The organism is Arthrobacter sp. HMWF013, assembly GCF_003061105.1.
Taxonomy (GTDB): domain Bacteria; phylum Actinomycetota; class Actinomycetes; order Actinomycetales; family Micrococcaceae; genus Arthrobacter.
This window is the reverse complement of record NZ_QAIQ01000576.1, coordinates 1-13119: the sequence shown is the minus strand read 5'-3', so window position 1 is coordinate 13119 and position 13119 is coordinate 1. Positions and strand designations below refer to the sequence as shown.

Below are 13119 nucleotides of genomic sequence, written 5' to 3'. Positions count from 1 at the left end.
GTCCCAGAAGGGGTGCGTGCCGTCGTCGAAACCGTCCACACCGGTGTTGGCGGCGCTCAGTTCCAGCTTGGACAGCAGCGGCTCGGTGAGGTCCTTGGTGAGGGCATGGGCAACGTCCACGCGGAAGCCGTCCACGCCGCGGTCGGACCAGAAGCGCAGGGTCCTGAGGAAGTCGTCGCGGACTTCCCGGTTGGACCAGTTCAGGTCCGGCTGCTCCTTGGCGAAGATGTGCATGTACCACTGGCCCGGGGTGCCGTCCGGCTCGGTGATGCGCTCCCAGGCCGGCCCGCCGAAGACTGAATCCCAGTCCGAGGGCGGGAACTCGCCGTTGGGGCCCTTGCCGTCGCGGAAGATGTAACGGTCGCGGGCAGCGGAGCCCTTCGGCGACGCGAGGGCCTCCTTGAACCATTCGTGCCGGTTGGAGGAGTGGTTGGGCACGATGTCGGCGATGAGCTTGATCCCGGCCTGGTGAAGGGCTGCGGCCATTTCGTCGAAGTCCGCCAGCGTGCCGAGCTTGGGGTCCACATCGCGGTAATCGTCCACATCGTAGCCGCCGTCGGCGAGGGCCGAGGGGTAGAACGGGCTCAGCCAGACGGCGTCGATCCCCAGTTCCTTCAAGTACGGGACCCTGGCCGTGATGCCCTTGATGTCACCGATGCCATCGCCGTTCGAGTCGGAGAAGCTGCGCGGATAGATCTGGTACACGGCGGCCTGGCGCCACCAGTTGGGATCGCTCATGCGGTCTGAATCGGACAGGGTTGCCAGCGTGGCGGTGTTGGGCAAGGGAATCCTTCGGAGGTCTCGGCCGTGGTTATTTTGATGGTGGTTACGCTCAAGGGAAGCAATTTAGATAGAATCTAAATATACTCACCATCAATTATCGGTCCCGGGTATCGGAAGGTCAAGATCACATGAAAGCAGGCGGAGCGGCCACGCCCCAGATGATGCGCCGGGTCAATGCCCACGCCGCCTTGGCCTTCCTGCGGACCACCGGGGTAGCCACCGGCACCGACCTGATGGCAGCCACGGGCCTGACCAGGGCCTCCGTCATTGCCGTATGCGAAGACCTGCTCCGCCGCGGGTGGATCAGCGAGCTGGACTCCGGCCGCGAAACCGGCTCATTGAAGGGCCGGCCCGCCCGGCGCTTCGAACTGAACCCCCGGGCCGGCTTCGTTGTGGGCATCGACATCGGCGCCGCCACCACCACTGCGGTGGTGGCAGACCTTCGCGGAACCATCGTGGGCAAGGCGAGCCGCTCCTTCCGCAGCGCTGAAATTCCGGCCCGCGAGCGGATCGAGGTGGTGAACCAGGCGTGTGGCGAGGCATTGGCTGAGGCAGGGACCGGTCCGGCTGCTGTCCTGGCGGTAACAGCGGGCCTGGCAGCACCCGTGGACCGGGACGGCAACGTCCTGCTGACAAAGCAGTTCTGGCGGAAGTTCGACGTCGGACTCCGCACGGCCCTTGCCGAGCGGCATGGCTGGCGGGTACTGCTGGAAAACGACGCCAACCTGGCCGCTTTGGGTGAACGGTGGCGGGGATCAGGCGTAGGCGTCAATGACCTGGTGGTCATCCTGGCCAGCGAGCGGATGGGCGCCGGCATTATCGAATCGGGCCGGCTGCTGCACGGGCACAGCGGGGCCGCCGGCGAGATGGGCTACCTGGACATGATCGAGGGCGTGGGCAGCGCCGATGGCATCGCCTACCTTGCCCGCGAGTGGTTTGCCCGGCCCGGGGAACCGCCCACGGTCGAAGCCCGGGAGGTGTTCGCGGCCGCGGCAGCCGGTGACCCCGCCGCCGTCCTGGTCATGGACAGGCTGGCAGAGCGCGTGGCACGGGTGATCGCCTCGGTGGCCATTATGGCCAACCCAGAGCAGGTGGTGCTCGGCGGCGCCGTAGCCGATTCAGCGGGGGTGCTGCTGCCGGGCATCATGGAGCGGCTGCCCCGCTTCACCGCCACGGTCCCCCGGGTCACGGCGTCGCCGCTGGGCGATTCGATCGTGACGGTGGGGGCAGTCCGGCATGCGCTCGACTACGTGGAGGCGCATGCCCTCGACCTGGAACTTCCGGCGGGGACGTAGGGCCGGCCGCGTTCAGGCCCGGGGCTGCAGCGCCGCAGCGATGGGCAGGGTGCCATCGCGGAATTCGATGGTCCTACCGGCGGTCTCAGGCAGGTCAAGCACAGCTGCAGCAACACTGGCAGTATTGCTGCGGGACGTTTCCTGGCCGCCCTCCGGCAGGGGATCCACCTCGATGAGCCCGGTCCCGGGCCGGTCCGTCAGTGCGCCCGGCCCCAGGATGGTCCACGCCAGGTCCGTGCCGCGCAGGTACTCGTCCGCCGCCGCTTTGGCCTCTGCATAGGCGAAGAAGCTGTTGTCCGCCGGCACCCCATGGTCCGGACCGGCGCCCAGGTAGGAGACCATGACATAACGCCCGACGCCGGCCTCCGCCGCCGCGTCCATCGACCGGATCGCGGCGTCGCGGTCCACCGCATACGTCCTCTCCGGGTTGCCGCCGCCGGCGCCGGCGGACCAGACCACCGCGTCATGTCCGCTGAGCGCACCGGCGATTTCCGCCGTCGTCGAGTTTTCAATGTCGAGGACCGACGGCGTCGCGCCGGTTGCCGAGACGTCGCCGGCATGGTCCGGGTTGCGGATGATCGAGGTGACGCTGTGGCCTTCCCCGGTGAGCAGGGTGGACAGGTGCAGGGCCACTTTGCCGTGGCCGCCGATGATTACGATGCGGGTCATGTCCCCCATTCTGCACCTGCCGGCCACCGGAGGCCGGACCGCGCCGCCTCGGGGGACGCCGGGCTCAGGGCAGCACGCGGTAGCGGAGGTACACCGTGCCGCTGCCGAAGGTATGTTCCTCGAGGAGTTGAAGCCTGAGGTTCAGGCCATCGGGAAGGTACTTCCGGCCGCCGCCCACCACATACGGGCAGACGAAGAGACTGCATTCGTCCACCAGCCCCGCCTGCAGGGCAGCGGAGGCGAGAATGGGACCGCCGATGCCAATACCGCTCTCGGTTCCGGCCTTCAGCTTCCGGACTGCCTCAGGATCGAAGGTCTTCTCGATCCTGGTGCGGGCGGTGGAGGCGGCAGCAAGCGTAGTGGAGTACACCACTTTGTCCGCCCCGTGCCAGATCCGCGCAAAATCCTGCACTACAGCAGGCTCCGCCGAGGTGTCCCAGGTTTCCCAGACCGACATGACCTCGTACATGTTGCGGCCAAAAAGGTAGGTGCCTACGTCTCGTTGGAGGTCGTTGACGAAGGCATGGACTTCCTCATCCGGCTGGCTGAAGTCGAAATTGCCGTCCCGGTCCGCGATGTACCCGTCCAGCGAAGCGGAGAGGTGGTATGTGAGCTTGCCCATGCGCACATTCTGCCCCGGCGGATCCGGGTTGGATAGGCGTCTGTGTGGGCCGGAAGATCCGGGGTATGCAAAAGGACCCCGGAGGCGTTGGCCTTCGGGGTCCTGCTCTGTAGCGGTGGGGAGGCTCGATCTCCCGACCTCACGATTATGAGTCGTGCGCTCTAACCAACTGAGCTACACCGCCACGAATGAGAAAAACCTGCGCAAGCCGGTCAAAAACCGCCTTGACACAGGCCCTCATCCAGAGCCCCCCACCGGAATCGATCCGGTGACCTCGTTCTTACCAAGAACGCGCTCTACCACTGAGCTAGGGGGGCAACGAGTAAATACTCTACCGGAAGATTTCGCCACCAACAAATCGGCATCAGGGCCGGTCAGAGGGCGCCGAAACAGTTGCATCGGCGCCCTTTTTATGGCCTCAATCCGGCATTGAAAACTACGGCAGGCGCAGCACCTGTCCGGGGTAAATCAGGTCCGGGTTCGGGACGGTGTCCGCGTTAACCGCGATCAGGGCGTCCAGGTCCACGCCGAACTGTACGGCGATCCCGCCCAGGGTATCCCCGGCCTCAACCACGACCTCCGAAACCGCCGCCGGGGCGGGAGCGGGCGGTGGTGCAGCTGCGGCTGCAGCTGCAGCCTGCGCGTCGGCGGCCTGCTGGGCGGCCGCAGCGTCCGCGGCGGCCTGATTGGCGGCTGCAGCGTCTACGGCAGCCTGGTCAGCCGCTGCCCGGTCCGCGGCGGCCTGCTGGGCGGCTGACGCGTCAGCGGCGGCCTGCTGGGCGGCTGCAGCGTCCGCGGCGGCCTGGTCAGCCGCTGCCTGGTCAGCCGCCGCCTGGTCCGCTGCCGCATGGTCCTGGCTCACCTCGGGGGTGGCTGTGCCGGCAGGAGTTGCCTGGGTGGTGCCGGCTCCGGCCTCCACGCCCCCGCCTGCCTGCGGTGCGTCCTTCGCCCCGTTCTTGTCCCCAATCCCGAGGTTCTTCTTCAGATCGTCCAGGAATCCCACAGTGTTGCCTTTCATGAGGCTTTGCGACCGACAGAGCCGGGCCGCAGCCAGGCCGGGTCGATCCGCAGCTACGCGGTCGGTAGCCCCTCGATCGTAGGGGTGGAAGCATCCGCTGCCAAGGGCCGGACCCGTCGCGGCAGCACGCCGTCGGGCGTTAAATGCCTGTGGGCCGGCTCGAAAGCCGGCCCACAGGGGGAATTTGTCAGGCTAGCTGACGGTTACCACTTGCCCTTGCGGTTGAAACCGCCCTGGCCGCCCTCGGTGCGGGGCTTGCGTGAGCCGTCGCCGTGGCCGCCGAAGCGGGAGTCGCTGGCCTGGCCGCGGTTTGCGCCGCTGTCGGTGCCAACGGAGCGCTCTGAACGGTCGCTGTAGGAGCGGCCGCCGCGGTCAGCTGAGCTGCGCTCGCCGTCGGACTTGCGGAATTCCTTCTTGAACCCGCCGTTGCCCTTGAAGTTGCCGCCACGGTCTCCACCGGAGTAACCGCCGCGGTCGCCGCCGCCACGGTTGCCCTGGTATCCGCCACGCTCGCCGCCGCCGGAGGGCTTGCGGCCGTTGTCCAGCTCGAGGTGGATCAGTTCGCCGCCGATCCGGGTGCGGGACAGTGCGCGCAGCTGCTCGGGGCTCAGGTCCGCCGGAAGCTCCACGAGGGAGTGGTCCGAGCGGATGTCGATGCCGCCGATCTGGGCCGAGGAGATGCCGCCTTCGTTGGCAATGGCGCCAACGATGGAACCCGGCATGACGCGCTGGCGGCGTCCGACGGCGATCCGGTAGGTGGCGTTGCCCTCGGTGAGGGTACGGGTGGGGCCGCGTGAGCCGAAGCCGTCCTTGGAGCGCTCGCGCTTCTGGAACTCAGGAGCTGCAGGCAGTTCCTTGACCAGGAGCGGCTGTCCGCCCTGGGCCATAACGGCCAGCGCAGCAGCGATCTCCGAGGCCGGCACGTTGTGCTCTTCCTCGTAGGAGGAGATGAGGTCGCGGAACGCGGCAACGTCCTCGGACTCGAGGGTCTCGGTGATGCGCTCGGCGAACTTGCCCAGGCGCAAGGTGTTGACCGTCTCGGCCGTGGGCAGGTGCATCTGCTCCACCGGCTGGCGGGTTGCCTTCTCGATGGAACGCAGCAGGTACTTCTCCCGCGGGGTCATGAACAGCACAGCGTCACCACTGCGGCCTGCGCGGCCGGTACGGCCGATGCGGTGCACGTAGGACTCGGTGTCGTGCGGGATGTCGTAGTTGATCACGTGGCTGATGCGCTCGACATCAAGGCCGCGGGCCGCGACGTCGGTGGCCACGAGGATGTCGATGCGGCCTTCCTTCAGCGCCTCGACGGTCCGCTCGCGCTGCTGCTGCGGGATGTCGCCGTTGATGGCGGCAGCCTGGAAGCCCCGCGCCTTCAGCTTGTCAGCCAGGTCCTCGGTAGCCATTTTGGTGCGCACGAAGGCGATAACGCCGTCGAACTCTTCAACCTCGAGGATGCGGGTCAGCGCGTCCAGCTTGTGCGGGCCCATGACCTGCAGGTACCGCTGGCGGGTGTTGGCGCCGGTGGTGGTCTTGGACTTGACCGAGATCTCGGCCGGGTTGTTCAGGTACTGCTTGGACATCCGGCGGATCTGGCTCGGCATGGTGGCGGAGAACAGGGCAACCTGGCGGTCCGACGGAGTCTGCTGGAAGATCTGCTCCACGTCTTCGGCGAAGCCCATGCGCAGCATTTCGTCGGCCTCGTCCAGCACCAGGTACTGGAGTTCGGACAGGTCCAGGGAACCCTTGGAGATGTGGTCGATCACACGGCCGGGGGTACCCACAACAACCTGGGCACCGCGGCGCAGGCCGGCGAGCTGGGGGCCGTAAGCGGAGCCGCCGTAAACGGGGAGGACCGTGAAGTCATCGATGTGCTTGGCGTAGGAGGTGAAGGCCTCGGCAACCTGGAGCGCGAGCTCGCGGGTCGGTGCCAGGACCAGGGCCTGGGTCTTGCGGGACGGGCCGTTGAGGTCGTGGAGCTCGGCCAGGCGGGACAGTGCCGGTACTGCGAATGCTGCAGTCTTACCGGTACCCGTCTGGGCGAGGCCCACGACGTCGCGGCCTTCAAGCAGCAACGGGATGGTTGCGGCCTGGATGGGGGAAGGCTTCTCGTAGCCGACATCCTGCAGTGCTGCGAGGACGCGGCCGTCAATGCCGAGATCGGCGAAGCGGATGCCGTCAGCTTCAGTGCCGGCTTCGCCGCTGGTGGGGTCAGCCTGGGGGGCTTCTTCCGTGCGTGCTTCTTCGGTGCGGGGGGCTTCAGCCTGGGGAGCTTCTTCGGCCTTGATGGCCTCGGCCTGCGGGGCTTCGTCCTGCTGGACGTCGGCCTGGGGGGCGTCTGCCTGCGGTGCTTCGATAAAGACTGCAGCGGGTGCGGTCTCGACGTCGGTCACGGTAGTTTCGGTCTCGACGGAGTCATTTTGGTTTTCGGGCATAGGGAAATTTCCTCATCCATAGGGGGCCAGGCGGCACTACCCGAGGTGAGCGGAGCCGCAGTACTGTGCCGTGGGTGCCGGGCAAACATTGACCGGCCGGTCATTTAGAAGTCCGGCGCTTTCGCAATCCCGTGGCAGGACTTCACGCTGCATCTCTTGGCTGCTATCCCAGCAGTCTGTACAGCGTTTTCTTTAGCCGGCTCTCCCTATGAAAATGCCCGCATCGCAATAGCGGGCCCCAACACTTGCCAGTCCTGCCTCAAAAATTGGGCAGGAATAAGGGATTTCCGGAGTGGGGGATGTTTCAAGTGTAAGGTATGGATCCGCCTTCCAGGTAATTGAAGGCACGACGGCGGCGGTGGGCTTGCTCACACGGCTCCCGCCCGTGCCCCATCCGGGCAGCGGCTACCGGGCCAGCTGCCGCAACAGCGACTCGAACTTCTGGTTGAATTCCGGCTGCTGCAGGCGGATCTCCCCGTCGGCGTCGGCATCCCGGAGCGCTTCCATTGACTCAGGGTCCGGATCGCTGAACCACTTGCCGATCGTAATGCCATGCGTGGGGACGTACAGCCGGTGGATATGGTCGCCGGCCTGGATGGTGCCGGTCCGGGTCACCCGCAGGTAGGCTCCCACGCGTCCGGCTTCAGTAAACCGTTTGACGAACCGGGGCTCCTTGAACCGCCGCTGGAAAGTGGCGCAGGGCGTGCGCGGCGACGTAACTTCCACTTCCACGTCCAGCCCGATCTTCCAGCGCTCCCCGATCACTGCCCCGGTGGTTTCGATGCCGGATACCCTGAGGTTTTCGCCGAAGACCCCCGGCGGAAGGTCCCGCTGAAGCTCTTCCGCCCAGTAATCGGCCTCCTCCTGCGAATACGCGTAGAGGGCCTGATCCAGCCCGCCATGATGGACCCTGTTCGCCTGGATATCGCCACGGAGGCCCAGCTTGTGGACCTTGACGGGGCCTTCCACCGGCCGCTTGTCGATGGCGGTGACCCCCACGCTGCTTTCGTCGGGAAGAAGCTGGTGGACGCGGCAGACGGCGAGTACTGATGCGGTTTCCATGGCTCCAGTGTAGGTTCCCCAAGGGACGTTCGGCCTGCGCTGCCGGGTGGGGACTTCTCCCCCGGTTTCTGCTCGCAGCAGGCCGGGGCACCGGTTAGGCTGATTTCAGGATTTAGTTGCCTCGCGCAAGGTTGCGCCCACATTTGAGCATGGACTACCAAGGGGGAAGTCATGGACCCGGACAAGGACCAGGACAACGGTCCGGACAAGGACCAAGGCGGCCCTGATGCGGACCGCACAAAAGGCATGCCGAAACCGCCGCCATGGCAGGTGCCGAAGCCGGAACTCCGCCCTGAACTCCTGAATCAGCCCACGCCAACGGTGGACCCCTTCGCGAAGGACCGCGAGCGTGAGCTCCACGATGCGGCCGCGCGGAAGAAGCGCTCGCAGCGGCGGACTGTCGTGGTGGGCCTGGGCGTGACGGCACTCCTGGCCGGCACCATCACCGCCATCGTCGCAAGCAACGAGGACGAACCCGAGTACGCCCAGGTGTGTTTCAACGAGGAGACCGGCGAGCGCGTCGAAGACACCCAGTGCAACAGCTCCGCCGGCCGCGGCGGTGCACTGTACGCCTGGTACTTCTACTCGCGCGGCGCCAGCGTGCCGGCCGTGGGCCAGAACCGGTCCTCGTACCCGAGCTACACCAACAACATTCCCAGCGGAGCCAAAGCGTCCACGGGTTACAGCACCAAGGGCGGAACGGTCAGCCGGGGCGGCTTCGGCAGCAGCTCCAAGGGCGGAAGCACGGGGGGCTAGGCGTGAAGCGGTTGTTATCGGAGCCCAGGCCTGACTGGAAGCAGAAGATCGAAGAGCAGGGCCTGGTCTTCTCCACCACCACCATGCCCGACGGCCGGAAGATCGAGTACTGGAATGAGGCCGCGTACTACGAATTCACCATGGACGAGGTGGAAACGCTCGAGGTCACTGCCGAGGACATGCACAAGATGTGCCTGGAGGCGGCCCGCTTCCTGGCCACCGGCGCCATGGGGAACATCGGCATCGGCCCGCAGGCCCTGGAGCTGGCGGCCGAGTCGCTGCAGGCAGGTGACATGGACGTGTACGGCCGGTTCGACTTCATCTATGACGGCCAGGGGGGCCCGGCCAAGATGCTCGAGTACAACGCGGACACCCCCACCGGCCTGATCGAGGCTGCCGTGGCGCAGTGGTTCTGGCTGCAGGATGTCTTTCCTGAAAAGGACCAGTGGAACGGCATCCACGAGGCGCTGATCCGGCAGTGGAAGAAGATGCAGTACCGGACCGGGATGAGCACCCTCCACATTGCCCATTCCGAGGCCGAGGAGTCGGGCGAGGACTGGATGACCGCGGCCTACATGCGCGATGTCGCCAGCCAGGCGGGCTGGACCACCATCGGGATCAACATGTCGGATATCGGCTGGGACCCCAACCTCAACCGGTTCGTGGACCTGGACAACTTCATGATCAGCACCATGTTCAAGCTCTACCCGTGGGAGCTGATGATGAAGGAGCCGTTCGGGCACCGGCTGCTGCAGCGGGCCCACAATCCACGCTGGGTGGAGCCGGCCTGGAAGATGCTGCTCTCCAACAAGGCGTTGCTCGCCGCGCTGTGGCACCTGTACCCGGACCACCCCAACCTCCTGCCCGCCTACCTCAACGAGCCCGGGCCCCTGAAGGAATGGGTGGCCAAGCCCCTGCACGGGCGCGAAGGCGACAACATCAGGATCCACGCACCCGGCATCAGCCTCGAACAGCCGGGCGGATACGGGCGCGAAGGCTGGTGCTACCAGCAGTACCATCCGCTCCCCGACTTCGACGGCAACCATCCGGTCCTGGGCCTGTGGGTGGTGGACGGTGAGTCCGTGGGCTGCGGGATCCGGGAATCGGACGGCCCCATTACCGATTACTTCTGCCGTTTTGTGCCCAACACCATTGACGCCCCCGCTCCGCTTTCGGTGCAGGCCCACTCCAGCAAAGCAGGTATCGCACTATGAGCACAGAGACGACGACGGCGGCCGGCGGCCCCGGGGGTCCCTCCGGCGGTGCCGTTCCCGCCAAGGGCCTCCGCGCCGGGATCCTGGACCTCGGCGACTCGGTCATGCTGGGGCTTGCCTCCACCGCCCCCGTGTACTCCCTGGCAGCCACCCTGGGGCTGATTGTTGCCGTGAACGGCAATTACACCCCTCTTATCCTGATCCTGGGCTTCATCCCGGTCCTCTTCATCGCCTACGCCTTCCGTGAACTGAACAGCGCGATGCCGGACTGCGGAACCACGTTCACCTGGTCGCGCCGCGCGTTCGGGCCGTGGGCAGGGTGGCTGGGCGGCTGGGGCGTGGCGCTGGCGGGCATCGTGGTGCTGGCCAACCTTGCCCAGGTGGCCGGGCAGTACCTGTGGCTCCTGATCGGCGACGGCTCACTTGGCGGAAACAAAGTGGTGGTCACGGCCACGGGTGTTCTGTTCATCGTCTTCATGACACTGGTGAACTACCGCGGCATCAGGCTGGGCGAGCATGTCCAGCGGGTCCTGACATACGTGCAGTATGTCTCGCTGGGCATATTCGCCATTGCGCTGATTGTCCGGATCGCGGGCGGTGCCCCTGAGGGCCAGGCCTTCGATATCGAGTGGTTCAACCCGGCCGGCGCGTTCGCCGATCCCAGTGCCGTGGTGCACGGCGCCCTGCTGGCCCTGTTCATCTACTGGGGCTGGGACACCTGCCTGGCGGTGAACGAGGAAACCGAGAATCCGGCCACAACGCCCGGCCGCGGCGCCGTCATTTCGGCTTTTGTGCTGGTGGCCATCTACGTTTCGGTGGCCCTGCTGGTCATGATGTACGCCACCGTGGGCACGGAGGGAATCGGGCTGGGCAACGAAGCCAACCAGGATGACGTCTTCCTGGCCATGAAGGACGTGGTCCTGGGTCCGTGGGGCTGGCTGATCATCGTGGCCGTCCTCGCGTCCGTGCTGTCCTCCACGCAGACCACCATCCTTCCCACGGCGCGCGGCACACTGTCCATGGGTGTGTACGGGGCGCTGCCGCCGAAGTTCGGTGAAGTCCACCCGCGCAACCAGACCCCGGGATTCTCCACCCAGGTGATGGGCGCTGCCGCCGTGGCCTACTACGTGGCCATGAACTTCCTCAGCGAAAACCTGCTCTCCGATTCCATCAGCGCCATCAGCCTGTTCATCGCCTTCTACTACGCACTCACCGGCTTCTCGTGCGCCTGGTATTTCCGCGGCACCCTCCGGGACTCGGCCCGCAACCTCTGGTTCCGGGGCATCCTGCCGCTGGCCGGTGCCCTGCTCCTGACGGCAGCATTCTTCATCTCGGCGGTCGAAATGTGGGACCCGGCGTACGGCGATACCCAGATCTTCGGCATCGGCGGCGCGTTTGTCAGCGGCGTGGTGTTGCTGGCCCTGGGCGTTGTGCTGGCGGTTGTCTGCCGGTTCCTGCCCTCAACCCGGGAGTACTTCACCGGAAAGCCCGGGGTCCCGGCCGGCCCGTAGGATGCTCCCATGAGCTACGACGCCGCCACACCCCTGGGTATGGATCCTTCCGACATCCTCGCCCTCGACTCCCTGCTGAGCCCGGACGAGCTCGAAGTCCGTCAGAAGCTCCGCGACTTCACCGACCAGCGCATCAAACCCGGCATTGCGCGCTGGTACGACGACGCCGTCTTCCCCCTGGAGCTCGCACCCGAACTGGGCGAACTCGGCGTCCTGGGCATGCACCTGGAGGGGTACGGCTGTCCCGGCCGCACCGCCGTCGAATACGGTCTTGCCGCCATGGAACTTGAGGCCGGCGACTCCGGGATCAGGACCTTCGTCTCGGTCCAGGGCTCGCTGGCCATGACCGCCATCCACAAGTGGGGTTCCGAGGACCAGAAGCAGGAGTGGCTCCCCCGGATGGCCGCCGGCGAGGTGATCGGGTGCTTCGCCCTGACCGAACCCACGGCCGGTTCGGATCCGTCCTCCATGACCACTGTTGCCCGCCGGGACGGAACGGGAGACGACGCCGGCTGGGTGCTGGACGGTGCCAAGCGCTGGATCGGGCTGGCGTCCGTGGCCGGGGTGATGGTGGTCTGGGCCAGGACCGACGACGGCGTCCGCGGCTTCCTGGTGCCGGCAGGAACACCCGGGGTCACGGCCACGCCCATCCCGCAGAAGCTCTCGATGCGGGCCTCCATCCAATGCGATGTGGTGTTCGACGGCGTCCGGCTGGGACCGGAGGCCATGCTCCCCGCGGCCCTTGGTTTGCGGGGCCCTTTCACGTGCCTGAACGAGGCACGCTACGGGATCGCGTGGGGGGCCATGGGCGCAGCCCGCGATTCCTACGAAGCCGCCCTGAAGTACTCCCTGGACCGGCTGCAGTTCGGGAAGCCGCTGGCCGGGTACCAGCTGACCCAGGAAAAGCTGGTCAACATGCTCGTGGAAATCCAGAAGGGAACCATGCTGGCCATCCACCTGGGAAGGCTCAAGGACGCGGGCAGGCTCAAGCCGGAGCAGATCTCGCTGGCGAAGCTGAACAACGTGCGTGAGGCCATCGCCATCGCCCGGGAAGCACGTTCGATCCTGGGCGGCAACGGGATCACCCTGGATTACCCGCCGCTGCGGCACGCGGCCAACCTGGAATCGGTCCGCACCTATGAAGGCACCGACGAAGTCCATACCCTGATCCTCGGGCAGCACATCACGGGCCTCAACGCGTTCCGGTAGCGCGGGCTCCGAAGGTAAGGCCCTCAGGCCGAGAAGCCGCCGTCGGCCTTGACCAGCTGGCCGGACACCCAGCGGCCTGCCGGTGACAGCAGGAACGCCACGGTGGCGCCGATGTCCGCCGGAGTTCCCAGCCGGCCGCCCGGCTGCCTGGCGGTGAGCTCTTCACGGACCTCACGGCTCATCCAGCCGGTGTCGATGGGCCCCGGGTTGAGCACGTTCGCCGAGATGCCCAGCGGCCCCAGCTCGCGCGCAGCGGCAATGACAATCCGGTCGAGGGCACCCTTTGACGCGCCGTACGGCAGGTTGAACGCCGTATGGTCACTGGTCAGCGCAACGATCGCGCCGCCGTCGGCCGGTGCCTGCCGTGTGAACGCGGCGATCAGTTGCCAGCTGGCCCGTGTGTTCACGGCGAAGTGGCGCTCAAAGGCTTCCAGCGTGGTGTCCATGATCCCGGAATCCACGGACTCAGCGTGGCTGAGCACCAGACCCTGGAGCGGCCCGGCGAGGCCCGTCGCCTCGGCCACAAGCCGGTCCGCTGCTTCCGGGTC

The 13119-nt window shown here is 66.6% G+C and carries 12 protein-coding genes and 2 tRNA genes; 5 read left to right on the top strand and 9 right to left on the bottom strand.

Translation table 11 applies throughout. The annotated features are described in order from the left end of the window. A partial coding sequence (locus DBR22_RS19720) for an alpha-amylase family glycosyl hydrolase (protein ID WP_258229325.1) occupies window positions 1-783 on the bottom strand: 783 nt, incomplete at its 3' end. Between the two features lie 128 nt (window positions 784-911). On the opposite strand from DBR22_RS19720, the gene DBR22_RS19715 reads away from it, so the two are divergent. Beyond that, a complete protein-coding gene (locus DBR22_RS19715; protein ID WP_108600397.1) occupies window positions 912-2078 on the top strand; it encodes an ROK family protein in 1167 nt (388 codons plus the stop codon). Between the two features lie 12 nt (window positions 2079-2090). Here DBR22_RS19715 and DBR22_RS19710 read toward each other — a convergent pair whose 3' ends face one another. From DBR22_RS19710 to DBR22_RS19680, 7 genes are all read right to left on the bottom strand, one after another. Further along, window positions 2091-2747, bottom strand: a complete 657-nt coding sequence (locus DBR22_RS19710; RefSeq protein ID WP_108600396.1) for an NAD(P)H-binding protein — start codon at window positions 2745-2747, stop codon at window positions 2091-2093. A 64-nt stretch (window positions 2748-2811) separates the two neighbouring features. Continuing rightward, window positions 2812-3369, bottom strand: coding sequence for a dihydrofolate reductase family protein (locus DBR22_RS19705; protein ID WP_108600395.1), 558 nt, complete (start codon window positions 3367-3369; stop codon window positions 2812-2814). 110 nt (window positions 3370-3479) lie between these two features. After that, a tRNA-Met gene (locus tag DBR22_RS19700) sits at window positions 3480-3553 on the bottom strand. 61 nt (window positions 3554-3614) lie between these two features. After that, a tRNA-Thr gene (locus DBR22_RS19695) sits at window positions 3615-3686 on the bottom strand. Window positions 3687-3805: 119 nt separating this feature from the next. After that, window positions 3806-4387, bottom strand: coding sequence for a LysM peptidoglycan-binding domain-containing protein (locus DBR22_RS19690; protein ID WP_258229324.1), 582 nt, complete (start codon window positions 4385-4387; stop codon window positions 3806-3808). Window positions 4388-4590: 203 nt separating this feature from the next. Then, entirely contained in the window at window positions 4591-6819 is a 2229-nt protein-coding gene (locus DBR22_RS19685; protein WP_108600393.1) for a DEAD/DEAH box helicase, read from the bottom strand. Between the two features lie 405 nt (window positions 6820-7224). After that, window positions 7225-7881: an MOSC domain-containing protein gene (locus tag DBR22_RS19680; RefSeq protein ID WP_108600392.1), complete on the bottom strand. Its 657-nt coding sequence runs from the start codon at window positions 7879-7881 to the stop codon at window positions 7225-7227. Window positions 7882-8052: 171 nt separating this feature from the next. Here DBR22_RS19680 and DBR22_RS19675 point away from each other — a divergent pair, with 171 nt between their 5' ends. Genes DBR22_RS19675 through DBR22_RS19660 form a run of 4 tightly spaced genes read left to right on the top strand, consistent with a single transcriptional unit; the run spans window position 8053 to window position 12571 of the window. Continuing rightward, a complete protein-coding gene (locus tag DBR22_RS19675; RefSeq protein WP_108600391.1) occupies window positions 8053-8637 on the top strand; it encodes a Tat pathway signal protein in 585 nt (194 codons plus the stop codon). Between the two features lie 2 nt (window positions 8638-8639). Then, window positions 8640-9851: a glutathionylspermidine synthase family protein gene (locus DBR22_RS19670; RefSeq protein ID WP_108600390.1), complete on the top strand. Its 1212-nt coding sequence runs from the start codon at window positions 8640-8642 to the stop codon at window positions 9849-9851. Beyond that, entirely contained in the window at window positions 9848-11362 is a 1515-nt protein-coding gene (locus DBR22_RS19665; protein ID WP_108600389.1) for an APC family permease, read from the top strand. Before DBR22_RS19670 ends, DBR22_RS19665 begins: the two co-directional genes overlap by 4 nt. A 9-nt stretch (window positions 11363-11371) precedes the next feature. Next, window positions 11372-12571: an acyl-CoA dehydrogenase family protein gene (locus DBR22_RS19660; RefSeq protein WP_108600388.1), complete on the top strand. Its 1200-nt coding sequence runs from the start codon at window positions 11372-11374 to the stop codon at window positions 12569-12571. Window positions 12572-12594: 23 nt separating this feature from the next. Here the strand turns inward: DBR22_RS19660 and DBR22_RS19655 are convergent. Continuing rightward, the coding region (locus DBR22_RS19655; protein ID WP_108600387.1) for an SDR family NAD(P)-dependent oxidoreductase at window positions 12595-13119 on the bottom strand (525 nt) is incomplete at its 5' end.

Coding starts and splice junctions, on each gene's coding strand:
- DBR22_RS19680 (WP_108600392.1), bottom strand. CDS start 7,881: ATGGAAACCGCATCAGTACTCGCCGTCTGCCGCGTCCACCAGCTTCTT.
- DBR22_RS19665 (WP_108600389.1), top strand. CDS start 9,848: ATGAGCACAGAGACGACGACGGCGGCCGGCGGCCCCGGGGGTCCCTCC.
- DBR22_RS19675 (WP_108600391.1), top strand. CDS start 8,053: ATGGACCCGGACAAGGACCAGGACAACGGTCCGGACAAGGACCAAGGC.
- DBR22_RS19685 (WP_108600393.1), bottom strand. CDS start 6,819: ATGCCCGAAAACCAAAATGACTCCGTCGAGACCGAAACTACCGTGACC.
- DBR22_RS19705 (WP_108600395.1), bottom strand. CDS start 3,369: ATGGGCAAGCTCACATACCACCTCTCCGCTTCGCTGGACGGGTACATC.
- DBR22_RS19710 (WP_108600396.1), bottom strand. CDS start 2,747: ATGACCCGCATCGTAATCATCGGCGGCCACGGCAAAGTGGCCCTGCAC.
- DBR22_RS19690 (WP_258229324.1), bottom strand. CDS start 4,387: ATGAAAGGCAACACTGTGGGATTCCTGGACGATCTGAAGAAGAACCTC.
- DBR22_RS19660 (WP_108600388.1), top strand. CDS start 11,372: ATGAGCTACGACGCCGCCACACCCCTGGGTATGGATCCTTCCGACATC.
- DBR22_RS19715 (WP_108600397.1), top strand. CDS start 912: ATGAAAGCAGGCGGAGCGGCCACGCCCCAGATGATGCGCCGGGTCAAT.